This window comes from Colwellia sp. 12G3, from assembly GCF_002836775.1.
In the GTDB taxonomy this organism is placed as follows: Bacteria; Pseudomonadota; Gammaproteobacteria; order Enterobacterales; family Alteromonadaceae; genus Colwellia.
Genome location: NZ_PJAQ01000008.1, coordinates 22,483 through 45,444, shown reverse-complemented (window position 1 = coordinate 45,444; position 22,962 = coordinate 22,483). Strand labels below are relative to the sequence as shown.

Here is a 22,962-nt window from a genome sequence, read left to right as displayed (position 1 = left end):
TGCTACAAGTGGTTATTTTAAGCTTTCAATTTGAGATTGAAAATGGCAATAGGACAGGTTGTTTTTACCATTATTATAACTTGACTGTATGGTCAAGTATTTATTATTATGTAATTCTACTAAGTAACTATAATGTAAATGTAGTTAAATAATATAATAACGATTAGGACATTCTTATGCCAACAGCACATATATCAGCTCATGCCGGTGATTTTGCCGAAACAGTTATCATGCCTGGCGATCCATTGCGGGCGCAATTTATCGCTGAAAACTATCTAACCAATGTAAAGCAAGTCACCGCGGTTAGAAATATGTTTGGCTATACAGGAGAATACAAAGGTAAGCGTATTTCAGTGATGGGCTCAGGCATGGGTATCCCTTCTATGTCTATTTATGCTACTGAGCTCTATCGAGATTATGGTGTGGAGAATATTATTCGCGTAGGTAGCTGTGGTTCAATTCGTGATGATATACAGTTAGAAGACATTGTTATTGCGATGGGAGCAAGCACCGACTCTAATGTTAATCGTCAACGACTTAATAATTTCGATTTTGCTGCGATAGCAAATTATGAACTATTAGAGAAAGTTGTTACCACGGCTAAACGATTAGGAAAAACACCTAAAGTCGGCAATGTTTTTTCGGCAGACTTATTTTATGTACCTGAATTTGATGTATTTAAAAAACTTGAAAAATATGGAATTCTTGCTGTAGAAATGGAAGCTGCTGGACTTTATGGCGTAGCTGCGGAACTAGGAAAAAAAGCACTTTGTTTACTTACGGTAAGTGACCATATCAAAACAGGTGAAAAAATGTCTGCAGAAGATCGCCAATTAAAATTTGGTGAGATGATAGAAATGACACTGGAAAGTATTGTTTAGTTGTTGCCACACCTTTTGTAAACTCATGTGGAGCTGATTATCAGCTTCACTAGGTTAACTTTATAACGAAAAGGAAGTCGAAACTTTTCGTTAGTCATATAAAACAAGGATGTCGTCAATTTGAAGTTTTTACTTTTAATATCAGTGTTAGCGCTTAGCACCTGTAGTCCATCACACAAATACGCAACTAATGCCACAGTAACGAGTACGATGAACTTAATTGCTCAAACGGAAGCGATAGCGCCAGAAGGAGTAAAAGGTACATTTCAATTTGTAATGAAAGCCACTTCCTTTGCCAATCAAAGACCTTTACCGACAAACAGAACGTTTGACCGAAGCTTTATAGTGGTACGTCTTATTAACTTGGCTACGATAAACAGTAAATCATGAGTTAGGGTCGTTATTAGTCAATGGCGGCTAATTGGTACTTTTGATAGATTTCTTTCATTTTCCCAGTAGTTAACATTTGTTGTATTGCTGCGTTTAAGGCAGGTAAAGCATGTACTTTGTTTGGATGGACTCTTAGACCAACGTTTACGGATGAAAGCGTATTACCAATTTCTAGCTGACGATAAGCTTTATCTTTAAGCATATAATATTGGATTACTCGTTTATCAATAAAAATTTGGTCAAAGCGTTTGTACAATAACTGTTTTAAAATAAGTCCTTCACCTTTGTTATCTTGACGAAGCACTTCAGGATGATCATATCTACCGTACTTATAGCCCCTGACGGTACCAACCGTTTTGCCAAATAAGTTTTCGGGTGTTTGTACATTGAACGCCATACCTTTTCTAAAAACGATGACATCTTCAGCTTTGGCAAAAGTAATTGAGTATTGACCATATACTTTTTCATCAATGCGCCAGCCATGGAAAATACCGGGTTCTATATCAACATTCCCTAGGAAAAATTCGTGCTGTGCTCTAGCAAAAGGATAATCTATTAAGATAAATCTATAGGGGCTTATTTTTTCTAACTGTTGAAAAATATCAATAAAAATCCCTTGATGCTTACCCTCTTTTTTAAAGGAGTAGGGTGGATTATTGGTATCGTAAAGCATTACCCTTAGCGTTTCTCCATGGCTTGCTAATGATAAAAATAACAAGGATGACATGATAGAGTAAACAATAAACCGCATGGGAACAATTACCTTTTAGGGATGTTTAGTCATGTAAGTATAGTTGCTATAGGAGTAAAGTGGGGAGGGGGTTTTTGTCATAACGACTAGTTTGTACGGTTAAAAAAGTGAAGCAAGTTACCTTGAAAAAAGGCAACTTGACTCATTAAATTATTCTAAAGGACGTTAAACTAAATTTTAAATCTTCTGACTGATAGTAAGGTAAGTCCTGCAATTAAAAAGTAAAAAGTACCACCACTAGATTCAGTATTTATCACTTCAGCGGCTACATTAATAGTAACAGAGGCTGTACTCGTTTTACCTAGATCATCAGTAACGGTAACCATGAACACTAAGCTTTCATCTTTACCTACTTTTGGTGTTACAAAAGTTGCTGACGCGCTATCAGCATTAGTAATAGTCGCAGTTTTACCACTTGTTTGCGTCCAATCATAGCTAGCAATACTGCCATCACTATCTGTAGCTGTCGCGGTTAAAGTAACGTTAGCAGCAGAGGCTACGGACTGTTCATCACCTGCTGAAACTGTTGGTGCTTCATTAGCATCACCACCATCTGCACCACCACAAGCTGAGGCATAAAGACTATCAACCCATTCAGGATGATCGATAAAAGGGTTACGGTTTCCTTGATATTCATAGATGCTGTGGTTACGGTTTGTTTCTAAGGTATCTACAGGATCTTGAGAATGCCAATCAAATAAGGTACACAATTTACCTAGTTCACCTGTACCATCGCTTAAAGTGCTCGTTGCTGTACCAACACTATCGACTAATATTAAGTCAGGCATGGTGGTTTCTGTACCTGCATCGTAACGTACATCCATATAGAACATCATACGGGCAACATCACCTTTGACTTCATCTCTTGGTTCCCAAGTATCTGCTGTGCTCATATTAGCAGGTGCTTCGACATTAGAAGTACCACCAATATCAAAATCACGATTACCACGGTCACTATTAATTGAAACATCTGTTGGGCGTAAGTGATGTATATCGGTATAACCTAACTGACTAGTCTCAGGGAAACCATGAGACTTTGCCCAAGTGTGTTCGCGATTCCAAAAATCTTGATTACTTGAAGCTGAACCACTGCCATTATCTTTTTTGGCTATAGAACGTCCAGAATAAAGTAAAATAATATTGTCACTATTAGCGGGATCTTCATCGGTGTAAGTTAATGCTGTCCATACCTCTGAATAGCTCAGTTGCTTATGGACTGCGCTGATATCTGTGGTGATTGCAGCACGTAAAGCATTCGCTTCAGCGGCATTTGCATTAGCGTAATAACTCGCTTGAACATATGTCGCACGGTCGGCAATTTTTGTTATGTCAGGGCAGTTTGTACAAATTTCATCAACAGGCGTAGTGCTGTCAACTATTAACGTACCGGCAGTAGGTAAAGGTTGGGATCCATCACAAGCGACTTCGCCAGTACAACCTAAACCATCAGCGGTATCTTTAGCAAAAGTTGACCATTCAGTTGACGGGTCAAAAGCATCATCTGTAGTGACATCGCCTTGAGTAATTGATACTTTGCGGCGTAAGGTATGATCTTTAGTGGCAAAATCACCATCACCCCAATTACTACCAGGATCTGTGCCTAATTGTCCAAAGCTATCAATAACACCATCAGCATTTGAAAGTACTAAGGCATCATCACCATTAAAATAAGTAGCACTGGCATCTGACATACCGAGAGGAGCATCAAATTTAAAGGCATCTGTTGCACCATTATTATAAACAACAATGCTAGAGCCCGGTGTCAATAAACCTTGTAGTAAAATACCGTTAGTACTTTCTGTTTTACCATTAGCAAAAAGATCGAGTTTATAACCTCCTGCGGCTAAGTCGACATCTGCGCTACCTAAGTTTGAAATTTCAATGGCTTTATTGCTGCTCCCCCCTTCAACATATTCAGTGATCACGACATTCGCATGGCTGGTAAGTACGCTAAGGCCTAGTACTGCAGATAACATTTGTATTTTCATAATTTTCCTTTGGGTTGTTTGCTCAATGGTATTGAGTCTTTTAGTTAGTATTAATTGCTGTGAGTTAATGTGATTTGAGTACGGTAAATAGCTTGTTTGCTATGTCCGTATTGGTTTGATGCACCGTAAAATTGTTAGCGCCAGTGCCAGTAGAAAACACCTGTACATCAATACCGGTATGACCGCTTGAGGTCCAGCCAGTATTGGTTTTTATATCGATTAATTGTTTTAACGTTTGATAGATTAATTTTTCATCTTTTTGATTAATAAATAAATCAGCTTCCTGAGCAGACACAGGAAATCCAAGTAAAGCCGATAATTTTTCTGCGGAGACCCCCTTTTTTTGTTGTGCTAATTTTGCCGCAATGCTCTGAGGGGACATGGTTAAGCTTTTCAAATACTCAGGTTGCCAACGGTAATCACCCTTAGCACCAAGTGTTAAACCGCCAGTGCTATGATCTGCCGTGGCAACTAATAAAGTATCATTGCTGTTTTCTGCATAATTTTTTAGCCAAGTTAAAGTGTTCGCTAAATCCGACATTTCACCCATAGCGGCAGCTATATCATTGCTGTGTCCAGCCCAATCTATTTGGCTAGCTTCAACAAGTAAGACATAACCGTCAACGTTTTCTAATTGTTTAACAGCGCTTTTGGTCATTGTTAACAGGTGGTTATTATTTTTATTATCTAAGGTCCAAGGCAAGCCCATTTCTGCAAACAAACCTAATACTGCTTGTTGTTTATTGAGTGAAGCAAGTTTGGAAAAATCATCAATATATTGGAAGCCAGCGTTTTTGAATTCGTTGACTAAGTTCCTATCTTGGCGATTAAAATATTTTGTACCGCCCCCCAACATAACGTCTGCTTTAAACTGACCTTTTATCCGATTATCAAAGTAACTGTCGGCAATTCCATTGTAATTTTTACGACTTTCATTGTGAGAAAAATAAGCGGCAGGTGTCGCATGATTAATTTGTGAGGTAACGACTAAGCCCGTTTTTTTACCTAATTGTTTAGCTAACTCCATTAGGGTTAATAAAGGTTTCTTATTTGTATCAACACCGATGGCGCCATTATAAGTTTTATGTCCAGTAGATAACGCAGTGGCTGCGGCAGCAGAGTCAGTGACATAACCTTGAGTGTGTACTGGATAAGTACTAACCATGCCGGCTAATAAATCATCAAACACAGTTGTTTCTACCAGAGGTGTACTTTTATCGTCCATAAAATAACGGTAACCAGTGGTGTAGGCAGGTCCCATTCCATCACCAATAACCATGATAATATTTTTTGCGACTTTCTCTTTCGTTGTTAGCGCTAAGTCAGCCCAGACTAAACGATGGTCTGAAGAAGCTGAACGGGTATCAATCAAACGATAAAGAGGGGAGGTTTTCTCTGGCCAAAACACACCATTTTTTTGTAGCTTGAAACCTGAACGAGAAGGTAAAACATAATCTGCTCGCATGCCCCAACCAGCAGTATGATTGGCAGAAAAAAGGCTGTCACTATTGTTCATGCCTCCAATGCTAGCGGGTGTTATATCATTATTTGTCAATGGGCTAGCGAGCAAGTTTGCTATGCCTTCTTTACGTGCACCGCCTTCATCTTTAGAGGCATTTTGATCTCCTAAAATGACGAAGCGGCTCTCTATTTTAATACCTCCTTTGATACCTTCGTCATCGTAAATGTAGTTGCCTTTGTTCGGGGTAATATAATCTTGCCAGAAGCGAATTTCATCGTGGTTTCTCGCGCCATTGCGATCTTCTTTGCCATCAAATACAGGTGGTGTTGGGTGGCTTGCTAATATATGAACAATTTTTCCTTGCACATTGACGGGAATATCCCAGTGAGATTTAGAAGATAAGCGCAGGATTTGGGCTTCTTGGCTGTTATACCAAGGCTCGTTAGTGCTTGGGTCGATAGGCATAATTGCATTGGGCATATCCTTCCAGAGAAAATTTTGGAAGGTTCTAATTGCTTGTTTTTCTATTGGGTACTTAGACAACAACACCATGCCAAAATGACCAGGGAAGTGGCCAAAACCTTGAGCATCACCAAGGTTATTTGTTTTTTTACCGTTATTATCTAAATCAAATGGCGTGTTAAGACCGGTATTTACCGGGGCAAAATAATAATAAGGATAATCAATGGTCTGGGTGCCTTGTTGAGATTTTCCTAAGTATTCTTTTAAAAATAGCTCAACACCTTGTTTAGGGTCAGCAATATAGTCAAATTCATTGAGAAGTATGATGTCAGGACGTGAACGTTGAATGATTTCTGCGATATTTTTGATTTGTTGATGATCACTCTTAAGTGCATTAATTAATTCTACACCTGTGCCTATTTCACCTTTAGGCAAGTAGTTTGTCGCGTCCATGCTGACATTGAAAGTCGCCACTTTGATAGTCGTTTCATTTTTGTTGTGCGTTTGAGCATTAATAACTGGATTAAGTAATACAGTCGTAAAAAGGGTAATTAACAATTTTACTGAAACGGAATAAGAGTTAGTTTTTTTTTCCTGTTTTTTACACACAAAATAAGGTCGAAATATCATGGTTTTAAAGCCTAATCATAAAGTTCTTAGTAAACATTCCCTACTGAGTAGGGCGGATTATGTTTCAATATAAAAACCTGTCACTATTGTCAGGTTGTATTTGAATGTAAAGTAACTTGACCATTTGGTCAATATATTTTTAATAAATAAATATTAAGGAATAATCAAAGTATACCCAGACAATTATTTTATCGATTTATAGCGTTTTGATAAGTTTAAATAGGAGCTAAATGTTTTTAATAATAATAAATGTCATTGTGATATTAAATTTAAACTCTGTATTAATTCGTTATCATTCAAATGGTTGACTGTTTTGTGCTCACAGAGGTAACACAGTCGTGGTGGATTTAGTGAGTGATGAATAGGCCAATGAAATCCGTGCATGAAGTACCTCTGGCAGGGCAACTAGGATGGGCAGACTATCGATGTAATTTAAGGTCACGTGACGAAGTTATTACTATTTTATTCGAAAATATCCTATTGACCTAGCTAGTTTCTTAGTTTAAATTAAAAACCTGACTACCTAGTCAGGTTTTGTGGTTAGGGTTACTATCAATAATAAAATTCTTCATACAACGGTATATTTTCTCGTATCGAGTGTCATAAGAAATAACAAGGAATAATATGGATACCAATATTTTACGCAGCATCTTGGGGGTTTTTCTCCTCTTGGGTATTGCATATTTAGCCTCATCAAATAGAAAAAGTATTAATTGGCGTACTATTATTGGTGCATTAGCGTTACAAATATCATTGGGGGCTTTTGTACTCTATATGCCAGCAGGAAAGGATATTTTGCTCGGTGTTACTAATGGTGTTTCGAGTGTTATTGGTTATGCCAATGCCGGAATTATCTTTATTTTTGGTGAACAAATAGGGCAAAAAAGTTTGGGTTTTATGTTTGCCTTTCATGTTTTACCTGTGATTGTGTTCTTCTCATCACTGATCGCCGTACTCTATTACATTGGTGTGATGGAAGTGGTGATTAAACTTATCGGTGGTGGTCTGCAGAAACTACTAAAAACCAGTCAAGCGGAGTCTATGTCCGCTACAGCGAATATTTTCGTTGGTCAAACAGAAGCGCCCTTAGTGGTTAAACCTTTCTTGCCTAAAATGACACGTTCTGAACTTTTTGCTGTGATGGTAGGGGGGTTGGCTTCAGTCGCGGGCTCTGTCGTTGCAGGTTATGCAGGTATTGGCATTGATTTAAAATACTTAATTGCCGCGAGTTTTATGGCGGCACCTGGCGGTTTGCTAATGGCAAAAATGTTAGTACCTGAAACAGAGCAACCTAATGATGATTTAGCTAATTTGAAAACTGATGCTAAAGAGGCTGTTAATGTTATTGATGCCGCTGCTACAGGCGCATCAAATGGCATGATGCTAGCGCTTAATGTGGGTGCCATGTTATTAGCTTTTGTTGCTTTATTAGCAATGGTTAATGGTTTGTTAGGTGGTTTTGGTGAATTATTTGGCTTTGAAAATCTCAGTTTACAACTCATCTTAGGCTATGTTTTTCAGCCTGTTGCCTACCTTATTGGTATTCCTTGGCATGAAGCGAATATGGCCGGTAGTTTCTTAGGACAAAAAATTGTTATCAACGAGTTTGTCGCGTATTTAGATTTTATCACCGTTGCTGATCAGTTAAGTACTAGAACTCAAGCGATTATTACTTTTGCCCTTTGTGGTTTTGCAAACATCTCTTCGGTAGCTATTTTATTAGGGGGTATGGGCAACATGGCACCTTGTCGTCGGCATGACATTGCCAAACTAGGTATGAAGGCTGTATTGGCCGGCGCTATGGCTAATTTAATGAGTGCGACTATCGCGGGTATTTTTATCTAATCACTCGTCTTATACCAAGCAGGTTATACCAAACAAATTTAACCTAACTAAATATACAAAAAACTTTTTAACAGGAATTATCATGCAAGCACATCTTTCTCAATTTTCTCAACTTGAACAATTAAAAACAATGACAACTATCGTCGCCGATACAGGGGATATTGAAGCGATAGCACAGTTTTCTCCTATGGACGCGACAACTAATCCGTCATTATTATTAAAAGCTGCGGCTATTCCTGCTTATCAAACACTGCTAACAGAGGCCGTTGATTGGGCTAAAAGCCAAACGAGTGATAAAGCAGTACAAGTGAGTCTTGCCGCTGATAAGTTATCGGTATTAATTGGCTTAGAGATTTTAGCGACTATACCGGGTAGAATTTCTACTGAAGTAGATGCCCGTTTATCTTTTGATAAAGAAGCCAGTATTGTTAAAGCTCGCCAACTCATCGCTATGTATAAAGAGGCGAATATAGGCAAAGAACGAATTTTGATTAAATTGGCGTCAACATGGGAAGGCATTCAAGCAGCCAAGCAACTTGAGCAAGAAGGCATCCAATGTAATTTAACGCTGTTATTTAGCTTTGCTCAGGCAAAAGCGTGTGCAGAGGCTCATGTGTATCTGATTTCACCTTTTGTTGGCCGTATTCTCGATTGGTATAAAAAAGACACAGGGCATGAAAGCTATCTAGCGAGTGAAGATCCGGGAGTGATTTCAGTCACTGAAATTTATAACTATTACAAACAGCACAGCTATAACACCGTTGTGATGGGAGCAAGCTTTCGTAATGTTGATGAAATTATCGCACTTGCGGGCTGTGATCGTTTAACCATCAGTCCGCCATTGATGGCTGAATTGGCTGTAAATCATGAAGTGATCAAACAACAGTTAATAGCGGCAACGAGTATACAAGACCAACCAGCGGCTTTAACTGAAGCCCAATATCGTTGGGAAATGAACCAAGACGCGATGGCAACAGAGAAACTAGCAGAAGGTATTCGTAACTTTGCCATTGATCAGTGCAAGCTTGAAGTACAACTAAAGCAGTTATTCTAAAATAGCTAAAGGAAACTTTAATGATAATTGATAGCTTTAATGAGAACTGGCGAGAACTTCAACAACACTTAGCTGAAATGGAAACTAGTCATTTACGCGATTTTTTTGCCAGCGACTCTCAACGCGCAGAAAATTTATCGGTGAGTGCTTGTGGTTTGAATCTTGATTATTCAAAAAATCGCATCACGCTAAAAACTCGTACCTTATTAATGAGGTTAGCCGAATCGGCTCAGCTAGAGAAAAAACGTGATGCTATGTTTGCCGGTGATGCGATTAACAATACTGAGAATAGATCGGTATTGCATACCGCTTTGCGACAACAAGATAATAAACCGGTGTTTGTTGATGGCGTGGATATAGTGCCTCAAATAAAAGCCGTGCGACTGAAGGTAGAAACCGTCGTTAACCAAGTACGCAACAAAGATTGGCTTGGTTATAGCGGAAAATGCATCACGGATGTTTTAAATTTAGGTATTGGTGGTTCTTTCTTAGGCCCCAAGATAGTGACTACTTCGTTAAAACCTTATGTTCAAGGTGGCCCTAAACAGCATTTTGTTGCCAATATTGACGGTAATCATCTGCATGATGTCTTAACGACATTAAACCCAGAAACAACGTTGGTACTGATTGCCTCCAAGTCATTTAATACTCAAGAGACATTGACTAATGCTGAATCAACGCGTCAATGGTTTTATGATTACGGTGTTACTTTTGAACAGTTAAGTCGTCATTTTATTGCCATTTCCTCTAATGTTAATAAAGCCGTAGCCTTTGGCATTAGCAGTAATAATGTTTTCCCAATGTGGGATTGGGTCGGTGGTCGATATTCTTTATGGTCTGCTATTGGGATGCCCATCGCGATGGCAATCGGTAATGTTGGCTTTACAGAATTACTTAAGGGAGCGGCTGATCTTGATAAGCATTTTAATGACGCGCCACTTGAGCAAAACTTACCGGTGTTAATGGGTATGTTAGGAGTATGGAACCATAATTTTTTTGATTGTCAAACCCATGCTTTATTACCTTATAGCCACTATTTACGAGGATTTCCTGCTTACGTGCAACAAATGGATATGGAGTCTAATGGTAAAAGCTGTCAGCTTAATAATGAAATGGTAAGTAGTACAACGGGTCCTGTTATTTGGGGAGCTGAAGGCACTAATGGTCAACATGCTTTTCATCAGTTATTACATCAAGGCACTTCGGTAGTGCCGGTTGACTTTATTCAGCCATTAGTGGCTGACCACGATATGGACGGTCACCAAGATATGTTAGTGGCCAATTGTTTTGCACAAAGTAAAACCTTGATGCAAGGAAAAACCTACCAACAAGCTTATGATGAGCTTGTTGCATCGGGTATGGATGGTATTTTAGCTAAAGTGATTGCTAAGCATAAGGAAATGCCAGGTAATAGACCTTCCAATACACTGACCTTTGATCGTCTAACGCCTTATCAATTAGGAACATTAATTGCTTTGTATGAACATAAAGTGTTTGTTCAAGGGGTCATTTGGAATTTAAACTCTTTTGACCAATGGGGAGTTGAGCTAGGTAAAATTTTAGGTGATGATATATTAGCCCGTATTGACCAACCAGATAATACCGAGCTTTCAGATAGCTCTACAGAGTTATTACTTACCCAGTATCGGTATGCGAATCAGTCAGTAATTTAGTGACTTAAATGCAGCGTATCAAGCAAGTAAAGATAAACACCGAGTAATATTATTGCTCGGTTTTTTATTGCTTACTTACGTAAGTGAATATTTCATCGTTACAAGGTAATAATTAATCTTGAATTAAGACCTTGCTTTAAGTTTAATCGTTAAATTAACGATAATTATCTTCTGCTGATAACAGCGGTAACCGTATAAAACGCAGTCATCATTATTGAGATTTTACATGACAAATAAACAACGTTTACCACTACTGATTTTAATGGTTATTTTTAGCCCATTAGCTATAGATATATTTCTACCCGCTTTACCTCTAATGGCTGAAGAATTTATCGTTCCTATGAATCAAATTCAGTGGAGCATAACAATATTTATTTTAAGCATGGGCTTTGGTCAGCTAATAAGTGGACCACTGGCTGATCGTTATGGTCGCCGACCCATTGCGTTAGGCGGTATTCTCATTTATGGCTTGGCTGCTATCATTTCTGCTTATTCAGAAAGCTTTACGTTTTTTCTTCTTAGTCGTTTACTACAAGGTCTTGGTGCTTGCGCGATAGTTGTTGCAGCCTTTGCCAGTGTGCGTGATAAATACAACGCTATTGAAAGTGGTGTTATGTACTCTTATTTAAATAGCGCTATTTGTTGCATTCCTGCACTTGCCCCCTTGTTAGGTAATGTTTTAACTGAATACTTTGGCTGGCGTAGTAACTTTGAATTTATGGCGGGATACGCTGTTTTTGCAGGTTTTATTTTATTTTTTACGCTTAAAGAAACAAGACCAGAGCATATAGAACAACATAAAAATCTGATCACTATGGGGCATTTTATGCCGGTCATAAAACATCCGGTATTTCTGTTTAATGCTGTGGTCGTGATGTTAGCGATGGCAATTATTATTGCTTATGTCAGTAGCGCTCCTGCTTGGTTAATGGTGACGTTAGGTTTAGACCAGCAAAACTTTGTTTATTGGTTTAGTTTAAATGCAGTGTTTAATATTGTTGCTTGTTTTCTGGCACCGAGAGTTTTAGTAAAGTTTGGTGCAAGAATAACGATAGGCTTTGGTATGGTTTTATTGATTATGGCTGGTTTGTTAATGTTAACTTTGTTGGCTTGGAAAACACCTATCGCCTTTATGTTACCCATAATGATCAGTTCACTGGGGTTCTCACTGCTGATGGGTTCATGTGCAGGACAAGCGCTTGCGCCTTTTGGTGAAAAAGCGGGTTCAGCGTCAGCACTGTTAGGCTTTGTACAAATGAGCGGTGCGGCAGTTATTGTTTATTTATTACAATTATTACCGCTAAATGAAGCTGAGCAATTAGCCTTGTTGATGCTGACCATCATTCCCGTTTATGTCATATGGAAATTACCCCAGGTGAAAGCACATATTATGCTGGATAGTTAACAAATTTATTCATCAATTACTCTATAAATGAGAGCGTTTAGTACTACTTATATTGGCCACCCCTTAAATATTACTTAATAGAAGTATTATCTAAATAATGCTTCTACTTTATTGAAGCATGCGATTTACTCTTAATCATTACGCCCATTAATTTTTACTCGAAATTATTCCTCTAAACGTAAAATTTTCGATGATACACCGGACATAAATTTAATAATTACATGACGCTTTGGTACACATAGTGATTTAACTATAGTGATACTTTGATTTAACGCTCGTTTACCATTGCTAACTTCGTTATTAATTCCATTGCTATACTGCTTTATAGAGAATTATATTGTCGTGCAAATAATGGGAAAATCTGATATTTTATTTGTAACAGAATGCAGGTGGAATTACTGTCATCAAATTAAGGGTAAGTCATGAGCGATAAAATCAATAAAGATAAAAATCTATTGAATGAGCAATCAAATAATCCGGTTATAGTCGTACAACCAGATAATATTATTGATACTAAAGAAATTGCTGAAATTGCTGCTAAAGAACTCGCCGAAATTGAAGCTATTCAGGCTGAAATTGAAGGAAATGATGCACTTATAGAAGATATTGAAACCGCCGCCGGTGAAGCAAGTGATGGTGGTCGTTCTGTTGTTGTAGATGTCTCACGTGATGGTAAAGAAATACTTGCAAGCTCTGATTTTAAAACAGCTACTTTTGCTCTGAATTCTATTACCAACGATTTAACCGATACAAATACACTATTTATCAGTTCGAACGATACCTCTATCCTATCCACAGATACCGCAGATACCACATTGTCTGCTCAGTTTACTGATAATTTTGTCTCCGGCGTGACTTATACAACTTCATCAGGCTTAACCGGTACTACGGGCGATACCGGCACAGCGGGTGAGTTTAAATATAATGCAGGCGATACAATAATGTTCACCATTGGAGATGTAATCCTTGGTCAATTTAGTGCCGATGCAATCAATGGTGATATTGTCTTTTTACAAGATATTGCTGGTAGCTCACTTTCTGATAGCAATTCAAGCCACGTTGAAAATATGGCTGTTTTCCTGCAAGCATTAGACAGCGACCTAACTGATAGCACTAGTGGAGATGGTATATTAAGTACTGATAATCTAATCGACAATGATAGTTCTTACGCGACAAATATCACCATCTCACCAGCTATTCTCGATGCATTTAGTGGGTATATTGACCCAACAACGGGTGAAGTCTTAGATATTACTACCTCTGGTAAAGAGATGATCTCACAGGCATTAGCTTCTGTGGGAATTGAGTTCACACGTGAAACAGAGCAAGACGAAAGTGGTAATGGTGAAAATACCTTTGAAACGGTCGCAATGAATCATGTTGCACAGACCATTGATGAGTTAGCTGGAGAACGAGCACCTGACAGTGCGGAACAACGAGAAGTAGATACCATTGATGTCCCAGGCGGATTGATCAATTACCATTTTGCAGAAGCAGATGGCGTTATTACTTTTACAACGGATGATCTTTTAGAAGGGGCTGTTGGCCAACAAGTAATAACAACCAACTTAGTTGTTGAGAATGTTCAATTATCTACTGATTTTCAAAGCATAGGTACACTTGTTGATTTGGGCGATGGTAATTACGAAATTCAACTTAATGAAGGCGTAACAGGTAAAGAACTAGAAGGCCTAGCTATTGATTACCGTGTTGAAGATTGGACCGTTAGTAAAGAGGTAACATCTCAGACCTTAGATAGCCATAAATCCCACCTTTCGGCAGACATTGCCGATGTACCAGAAGATGTAGGATTCAATCAATTTACTTTAAATAGTTCATTAACGTTTGATAGTAACACTCAGTTACAGATTAATTTTACTAGCGAATTGCTGAGTGAACAGCTAACAACTCAAATCGGGCAAGAATTAGCCGCCCTTGGCAAAGATGCAGTTGTAGAAAATGGCATTATCCAAGTTGCCGAATATGCAGATGATTATACTGTACCACTTGAATACTCAAACGATGGTGGTAATACATGGTCTGCGATGAGTGTTGTTGCGATTGATACGACGGCTAGTATTCCTCGTCCAATATTTGGTTTTGAGTTAGCTGCGGGAAATAATAGTATTGAGATCCGCGTACCTATTTTTGATGACGCAATTATTGAACCTACAGAGTACTTCCGTGCTGAGATTAATGGTGACGACTTTTATGATGAAACCATATTATTTGCTATCGAAGATAACGATACTGTTGAATCTGGACTACCAACAATCGATATCGATTACGTGCTTGTTACTGAAGGACAAGGCGATGCGGTATTTACCCTAACACTAAGTGAAGCAAGTGATGAAGTCATTACTGTAAATTACAGTACGGCTGAACTTTCTGCTAAATTTGGCGATGATTTTGAAGCAAGCTCTGGCATAGTTACTTTCCAGCCTGGTGAAATAACAGCCACAATTTCAATCGCAATTACTGATGATCTAATTAGTGAAGACTCCCCTGAGTTTGCATTAATAAACCTTTCTGATGCAACGAATGCTGTGATCAACGATGCACAGGGCACGTTACGTATTTTTGATAATGATTACCCGCTCGAAATAACGGTGAGCGCAGTAGCAATTAGTGAAGGTGAGCAAGCGGTATTTGTAGTAGATGTCAGTAAGGATCTTGGTGATAAATCTGATTCAATAATGCTTCTTAATTTGTCTCTTTCAGATGGCACTGCAATCGATGGATCTGACTATGACTCGTCAACACTAAAAGTATTTTATGGAGATGCATCAGCTCCACAATATTTAGAATTTGATGGCAAGGGTAATTATATTGTTCCAATTGGTGTTACAGCATTAAGTGTTGTAGTTGATACAAGCGATGATTCGTTTTTCGAACAAACTGAAACGTTCACATTAACTGCAAAAATTGGTGATATAGAAGGTGTAGGTAGTATTGTAGTTGCAGATAATGATGCTATTACCAATTTAGGTCCAACACTTAGTGCTGACAATGCAAGTCTAGATGAAGATAGCGGCAGCATCACGGTCAACTACACGGCGGCTGATGTCGATGGCACGATTGTCTCTACTACCGCAACGGTCCCGGCCGCGCAAGGCACGGTAACGATTAACGAAACTGACGGCACCATTACCTTTACCCCCGCTGAAAACTTTAATGGTGATGCCACCATTACACTGGTGACCACGGATGATGATGGCGCGACGGCAACAACTACTGCAACGATTGCGGTAGCGGATGTCAATGATGGTCCAACGATCAGCGCTACCAATGGCGCAATGAATGAAGACGATGGCAGCATCACGGTTGCTTACACAGCGGCTGATGTCGATGGCACAATCGCCTCGACTACCGCAACGGTTCCGGCCGCGCAAGGCACGGTAACGATTAACGAAACTGACGGCACCATTACCTTTACCCCCGCTGAAAACTTTAATGGTGATGCCACCATTACACTGGTGACCACGGATGATGATGGCGCCACGGCCACGACTACTGCAACGATTGCGGTAGCGGATGTCAATGATGGTCCAACGATTAATGCTAACAATGGCACCATGAATGAAGACGATGGCAGCATCACGGTCAATTACACTGCGGCTGATGTCGATGGCACGATTGTCTTTACTACCGCAACGGTGCCGGCCGCGCAAGGCACGGTCACGATTAACGAAACTGACGGTACCATCACCTTTACCCCAGCAGAGACCTTTAATGGTGATGCCACTATTACTCTGGTGACCACGGATGATGATGGCGCCACGGCCACGACTACTGCAACGATTGCGGTAGCGGATGTCAATGATGCTCCAACGATTAATGCTAACAATGGCACCATGAATGAAGACGATGGCAGCATCACGGTCAATTACACTGCGGCTGATGTCGATGGCACGATTGTCTTTACTACCGCAACGGTGCCGGCCGCGCAAGGCACGGTAACGATTAACGAAACTGACGGCACCATTACCTTTACCCCCGCTGAAAACTTTAATGGTGATGCCACTATTACTCTGGTGACCACGGATGATGATGGCGACACGGCCACGACTACTGCAACGATTGCGGTAGCGGATGTCAATGATGGTCCAACGATTAATGCTAACAATGGCACCATGAATGAAGACGATGGCAGCATCACGGTCAATTACACGGCGGCTGATGTCGATGGCACAATCGCCTCTACTACCGCAACGGTGCCGGCCACGCAAGGCACGGTCACAATCAACGAAACTGACGGCACTATAACCTTTACGCCAGCAGAAAATTTTAATGGTAATGCCACCATTACCTTGGTTGCCACCGATGATGACGGGGCTACCGCAACGACCAGCTCAATCATCAGTGTTACAGCTATCAATGATGTCACCACACTGACGATCACGGATAGCTCAGCGACTGAAGGTGTTACGGCGGTTGGCGCGATCATGGCGACGTTCAGCGTCAATGATGACGATGAAGGGGTGAGTGTAGACTTCACTGCGGGCACCAATACCAACGGTTATTATGTGATTGATGGTACGGACGTAAAATTAACGCAAGCGGGTAAAGATTACTTAGAAGCTAATGGCGGTCAAGTACTACCGGATGTCAGCTTAACGACGTCAGGCACCTCGAATAATGAAACGGCCGTTAATGATGTCACCACAACGTTGGTTGATGACCCTACTATAACCACAGAAGATGATAATCAGACTAAAGAAGACATCACTTTAACCGTTGCTGCTGCTCAAGGAGTATTAAGTAACGATATCGATGTTGATAATGCTCTTACTGTAACAACATTTACAGTAGACAGTGATGTTACAGTTTATGTTGCGGGTACCACTGTATCTATTGACGGAATAGGTGAGTTAACACTTAATGATGATGGTTCATATGAGTTCGTTCCTGTGGCAAACTATTCGGGTACTATTCCTGAGGTAACTTATACGACCAACACAGGCGAGACAGAAACGCTTACTATTTTAGTGACTCCTGTTGCTGATGCGCTATCAGATGATGATGTAACTATTATTATTGGCGATGAAATTGATTATGGTGTTGGTGGTAATTCACCCGGAACAGGTGGCACTGACACTGATGGTAACCCTACCTATACTACAGGTGACGGTGTGGTATTAACGGCTGTGGGAGCGAGTGATGGATTCAACTTTAGTAAAGGACTCGGGATTGGTTTAGATAGTGGTAATAATGGCGAAGATAAAAACCGAATCGATTATGGTGAAAGTATAAAGCTTGAATTCCCTAATGATATTAAATCTATCTCAGGAGTTATGAAAAACACTGCTGGTGAGACAATCTATATAATATCAGAAGATCCAAGTTTGGATACATCAGATATGTCTTCAATTACATTGAGTGGAACAGTTATATTCTCAGGTAATTTAATAAGCGGAAGTGATGTGACCGTAGACTTAATCATTAACGGAGTTATTGTTGACACCGTTGCGATTATACCAAATGCAGATGGAAGTAATACTGGGACATGGTCTATCGATTTTAATTCAACAACAGCTGGAATAACAGAAATCACCAGTAGTGCGATAGCATGGACTATTGATGGAGATATAATGAGTAATGGTAGTGACCCATATACATTAACGACAGATGTATTTATGGGTAATGTTACCTTTGGCTATGACGAAAGTGTATCCTCAAATGTCGTATACAATGATGGGTATCAAATATCTGAAGTTTCTTTTTCGGCCTCTACAGACACTTCACACACTTACCCAATAGACATAGGCGCAGTTCTTGTGGATGCTGATAACAGCGAGAGTATTCAATCCGTTGTTGTCAGTGGTTTTCCAATAGGATCTACTATTACCATTGTAGATGCAAATGGAGTTGAAGAGCTGATTGAAGCAGATGTAAATGGATTCTTCTCACTTCCTGTAGATTTATTATCTACAGCTGCTGATGGTACTACATTTGTCGATAATATATATCTAACAACTCCTGATGCTTTAGTTACTGGTTTTGTACCAACTATAGACATCACAACGACTGAAATGAATGCTGATCCATCCGTGCCAGATGCCCATACAATTTTGGGTGGTTCAAATGATAATACATTTACTGGTGGCGATGGTAATGACTATATTGATGGCGGTTTGGGAAATGATATTCTTATCGGAGGGTTGGGAGATGACCTTCTTATCGGGGGAGTTGGAGCAGATACCTTTGTTTGGTTAGCAGGTGATTCAGGTACTGATCATGTGAAAGACTTTAACTTTGCTGAGGGTGATGTACTTGACCTGAGTGATTTACTACAGTTAAGTGTTGGTGACAATCTCAATGATTTCTTAGACTTTGAAAGCGATGGTGTAGATACAACCATTACTATATTTGCAGATGGTAATGGTGAAGTTACGCAAACAGTCGTATTAGATAATTTAGATTTAGGCAGTAATGATGTTAATATAATCAACGATATGTTAACGGGAGCTGTAAATGGCGGATCACTATTTATTGGAGATAGTAGCGTTTTAGATATGGTGGATATACTGCCTATTCCTGATGAAACCAATTAGCCGCGATTATTAAAAGGGATATTATTTAGGGTATTTTTTAAGTTGAGCGAGTGAACAATGGAAGTATTACATTGTTCACTCGCTCACTTAGACCGATATAGTTAACCTACAAGTTACTTTATTTACATATAATTAATGCAGGTAATATATATAGCTTTATAAGCTGTTTACCTCAATAAAATATCCATAGGGATACAATCATTTAAATGTCATCAGCACAGCCGCAATGGACGATTAACGCCTCACAACGTATTAGCGAAGATCCACTTTTAGACTGCTTAGTTCTATTGAGTGAGCATTTTGGTAACCCTTGCTCAGCTGAGGCACTCGCTGCAGGTTTACCATTAACCAGCAGTGTACTCTCTCCTGAGTTATTACCACAAGCTGCTATGCGTGCAGGTTTAAGTGCTAAATTAAGCCGTAAAAGCCTTGATAATATTCCCAAGATGTTACTTCCTTGTATATTAATGCTTAAAGATCAAAAAGCATGCATCTTACAATCGTTAGATTTTGAAACCAATATAGCCGTTATTTCACTGCCTGAAACCGGGGGAGAAGAGCAGTTAACTATCGAAGAACTAGAATCTGTTTATGTAGGGTATTTGTTTTTAATTAAACAAAAATACCATGGCGATCGTGATTTTGATGTACATATTGGTGATACTAAGAAGCATTGGCTATGGGATACTATTCTTGAGTCAGCACCTATTTATCGCGATGTCATTATAGCTTCTATTTTAGTCAATATTTTTGCTTTGGTATCGCCACTATTAGTCATGAACATCTACGATAAAATTGTGCCTAATTTAGCCTTTGAGAGTTTATGGGTACTTGCGGTAGGTGCAAGTATTGCTTACATTTTTGATTTGATTCTTAAACAGTTAAGATCTTATCTAATTGATGTCGCAGGGAAAAAAATTGATATTCAAACATCGTCAAAACTGTACGCTAAAGCGATTGGCATTTCATTAGAGAAAAAAGCACCCAGTGTCGGTGGAATGGCAAGACAACTTGGTGAATTTGATAGTGTGCGTGATTTTTTATCCTCGGCAACGGTAACCGCATTAGTCGATTTACCTTTTTCAATACTGTTTGTTGTTATTATATATATTGTCGCAGGTGATTTAGCCATATTTTCGGTGATTGCTACGGTGTTCATTTTAGGTTATGCCTTTTTAGTACAAGCGAAATTACGACATGCAATTGAAGAAAGTAATAAATTTTCTGGCTTACGCCATGGACACCTTGTTGAAAGTCTCTCTTCATTAGAATCAATTAAAGCCAATGGTGCCGAAGGCATAGTGCAAAATGCTTGGCAACAGATGCTTGGATATACCTCTAATTGGCAACTTAAAACCAAAATTATTACTAACTCAGTCGCTAATTTTTCTAGCTTTATTGTACAGATGGTAGTTGTTGGTGTCATTGTATTAGGGGTTTATCGTGTTTCTGATGGGCTTATATCAATGGGCGGGATCATTGCCGCCGTGATGTTATCAAGCCGAGCTGTTGGGCCGATGGCTAAAATAGCTTCGTTAATGACTCGATACAATCAAACCGCAAGTTCATTAAGGCAGCTTGATGGCATTATGAGTCAAGAGAGTGAGTTTGAAAATAAAGGCCACCTTGCTAGCCGTACTAAGCTTGAAGGTAATATTGTTTTAGAACATGTAAATTTTAACTACCCTGAAGTCGAAAAGCCTGCGTTATACCCGTTATCACTAAAAGTGACCCCTGGTGAAAAAATAGCAATCATTGGTCGAAATGGCTCAGGTAAAACTACGCTTGCTAAGTTGTTGTTAGGATTGTATACACCAAAACAAGGTAGTATTCGTTATGATGGTTTACATCAAGGCCAGATCCATCCGAGCGATCTTCGACGTAATATTGGTTATCTACCACAAGATATCGTACTTTTTCATGGTTCAATTAAAGATAATATCCTATTTGGCACTAAGCAGGTGACGGAATATCAATTAATGAGAGCTGTGCAGCTTTCGGGTGTTAACTTGTTTACTGATATGGAATCACAAGGGTTAGAGTTACAAGTGGGTGAGGGAGGCCTGTCACTATCACGCGGTCAACGCCAAGCGGTGGCTTTAGCACGTGCAATTTTAAATGATCCACAAATGTTACTGCTCGACGAACCAACAGCAAGTTTAGATGCAAGAGCGGAAAAACTCTTTATTGAATCGATGAAAAAAACGGTACAACAACGCACGCTATTACTTATTACGCATAAAATGCATTTATTGCAACTCGTCGATCGCATTATTGTTTTGGATAATGGCCATTTAGTAGCTGACGGTGATAAAACAACTATCTTAGAGCAGTTAAAGAGTGGGTTGTTAAATACAGCCTCTAAAGAAAGAGCTCCAAGATGAAGATAAGTAAACAAGATTTAGAAATGGCTGATGATGTTTATGGTGCTATTCTAACGCAAACACCGACCGTACATCGTTTAACTATTTGGTCATTAGCCGCATTTTTTACCTGCTTTATCATTTGGGCTTATTATGCTGAACTTGACCGAGTTACACGTGGAGAAGGAAAAATAATTCCCTCTTCACAGGTACAGATAATACAAAGTCTAGATGGTGGTATATTACAAGAACTCTATGTTAAAGAAGGGATGCAGGTAACTAAAGGTCAAATTATAGCGCGGATTGACGACACACGTTTTCGTTCTGATTTAGCGCAACAAACGCAAGAGGTTAATGCACTTCGTGCTAACATTATTCGGTTACGTACTGAACTTAGCAATGTGTTAGTTGCAGATGTTGCAGCGTGGCAACTTCAAGTTAAAATTGAAAAAAAGCAATTACAATTTCCTGTCGATCTTAATACAAGCTCACCTGAACTCGTTGCCCGTAATCAAGATGAATATAACACCCGCTTGAATAATATTGAAAACCAAGTGGCGATACAAGGTCAACAGATAAAACAGCGAGAGCAAGAAATTAAAGAGTTAACGTCTAAAATTTCTACACTTGAAAATAGTTATGGGCTAGTTAATAGTGAACTTAAATTAACGATTCCTCTGGCAAAAAAGAGGATTGTACCGCAAGTAGAGTTACTAAAATTACAGCGTATAGCAAATGATATAAAAGGTGAACTCAGTGCGTTACGTTTATTAAAACCGAAAGTAAAGTCAGCCTTTGAAGAAGCTGTGCTAAAACGAAGAGAAGCTGTTTATCTCTATCGGACTGATGCTCGTGCCGTGTTAAATGAATTACAAGCAAAACTTTCACGCTTAAATGAGGCTCAAGTAGGAGCTCAAGATAAAGTGAGTAAAGCACTAATATTATCTCCAGTGATAGGAACGGTAAAAACATTGCACATAACAACGTTAGGCGGGGTGATTAAACCAGGAGAAGTGTTACTAGAAATAGTTCCTTCAGAAGATAAGTTATTAGTAGAAGCAAAAATCATTCCTAAAGATATCGCGTTTATCTATGTTGGTTTAAAAGCCATGGTTAAAATAACCGCGTATGATTTTACTCGTTATGGCGGGCTTGAGGGGGTTGTTGAACACATTAGTGCAGATACTACTCAAGACGAAGAAGGTAATAGCTTTTATATAATAAGGGTAAGAACTACCGAGTCAAGCATGCGTAGTAGGGACAATAAAGAAATGGCAATAATTCCTGGAATGATGACAAGTGTTGATGTGATGATCAGCAAAAGAACGGTACTTGAATATATTTTAAACCCACTTCTAAGGGCTAAAGAGCTCGCGCTGAGAGAATATTAAAGTCAATGAAATAGACAAATAAAAAAGCGCTGTGGATTCTTAATATGGTGATATCGTTTAATAATGATTCATATAACAGCCACTATGGTTATAAATAATAATAATAGAGAATA

Annotated in this window: 12 protein-coding genes; 9 read left to right on the top strand and 3 right to left on the bottom strand. The window is 39.2% G+C overall.

Features of this window, described 5'->3' with window-relative positions; all coding sequences use genetic code 11:
- Positions 1–176 precede the first annotated feature (176 nt).
- A complete protein-coding gene (deoD, locus tag CXF71_RS03045) occupies positions 177–881 on the top strand; it encodes a purine-nucleoside phosphorylase (protein WP_101231523.1) in 705 nt (234 codons plus the stop codon).
- A 120-nt stretch (positions 882–1,001) separates the two neighbouring features.
- On the top strand, positions 1,002–1,271 hold the full coding sequence (locus CXF71_RS03040; RefSeq protein WP_101231522.1) for a hypothetical protein: 270 nt from the start codon (positions 1,002–1,004) through the stop codon (positions 1,269–1,271).
- Between the two features lie 13 nt (positions 1,272–1,284).
- Here the strand turns inward: CXF71_RS03040 and CXF71_RS03035 are convergent, their stop codons facing one another.
- The 3 genes from CXF71_RS03035 to CXF71_RS21905 form a co-directional block, all read right to left on the bottom strand.
- Positions 1,285–2,022, bottom strand: a complete 738-nt coding sequence (locus tag CXF71_RS03035; RefSeq protein ID WP_101231521.1) for a substrate-binding periplasmic protein — start codon at positions 2,020–2,022, stop codon at positions 1,285–1,287.
- 170 nt (positions 2,023–2,192) lie between these two features.
- Entirely contained in the window at positions 2,193–4,010 is a 1,818-nt protein-coding gene (locus CXF71_RS03030; protein ID WP_101231520.1) for an endonuclease, read from the bottom strand.
- A 64-nt stretch (positions 4,011–4,074) separates the two neighbouring features.
- Positions 4,075–6,564 carry an alkaline phosphatase gene (locus CXF71_RS21905; protein ID WP_101231519.1) on the bottom strand — a complete coding sequence of 830 codons (2,490 nt, stop codon included), beginning with the start codon at positions 6,562–6,564 and terminating at the stop codon, positions 4,075–4,077.
- 624 nt (positions 6,565–7,188) lie between these two features.
- On the opposite strand from CXF71_RS21905, the gene CXF71_RS03020 reads away from it, so the two are divergent.
- The 7 genes from CXF71_RS03020 (at position 7,189) to CXF71_RS02990 (ending at position 22,849) form a co-directional block, all read left to right on the top strand.
- Complete coding sequence (locus CXF71_RS03020) at positions 7,189–8,409, top strand: NupC/NupG family nucleoside CNT transporter (protein WP_101231518.1); 1,221 nt, start codon at positions 7,189–7,191, stop codon at positions 8,407–8,409.
- An 82-nt stretch (positions 8,410–8,491) separates the two neighbouring features.
- Positions 8,492–9,463, top strand: coding sequence for a transaldolase (tal, locus tag CXF71_RS03015; RefSeq protein WP_101231517.1), 972 nt, complete (start codon positions 8,492–8,494; stop codon positions 9,461–9,463).
- A 20-nt stretch (positions 9,464–9,483) separates the two neighbouring features.
- Positions 9,484–11,136, top strand: coding sequence for a glucose-6-phosphate isomerase (gene pgi, locus CXF71_RS03010; protein WP_101231516.1), 1,653 nt, complete (start codon positions 9,484–9,486; stop codon positions 11,134–11,136).
- Positions 11,137–11,362: 226 nt separating this feature from the next.
- Entirely contained in the window at positions 11,363–12,541 is a 1,179-nt protein-coding gene (locus tag CXF71_RS03005) for a multidrug effflux MFS transporter (protein WP_101231515.1), read from the top strand.
- A gap of 422 nt (positions 12,542–12,963) precedes the next feature.
- On the top strand, positions 12,964–19,095 hold the full coding sequence (locus CXF71_RS03000) for a beta strand repeat-containing protein (protein WP_101231514.1): 6,132 nt from the start codon (positions 12,964–12,966) through the stop codon (positions 19,093–19,095).
- 206 nt (positions 19,096–19,301) lie between these two features.
- Positions 19,302–21,479, top strand: coding sequence for a type I secretion system permease/ATPase (locus CXF71_RS02995; RefSeq protein WP_101231513.1), 2,178 nt, complete (start codon positions 19,302–19,304; stop codon positions 21,477–21,479).
- On the top strand, positions 21,476–22,849 hold the full coding sequence (locus CXF71_RS02990) for an HlyD family type I secretion periplasmic adaptor subunit (protein ID WP_101231512.1): 1,374 nt from the start codon (positions 21,476–21,478) through the stop codon (positions 22,847–22,849). Before CXF71_RS02995 ends, CXF71_RS02990 begins: the two co-directional genes overlap by 4 nt.
- Positions 22,850–22,962 lie beyond the last annotated feature (113 nt).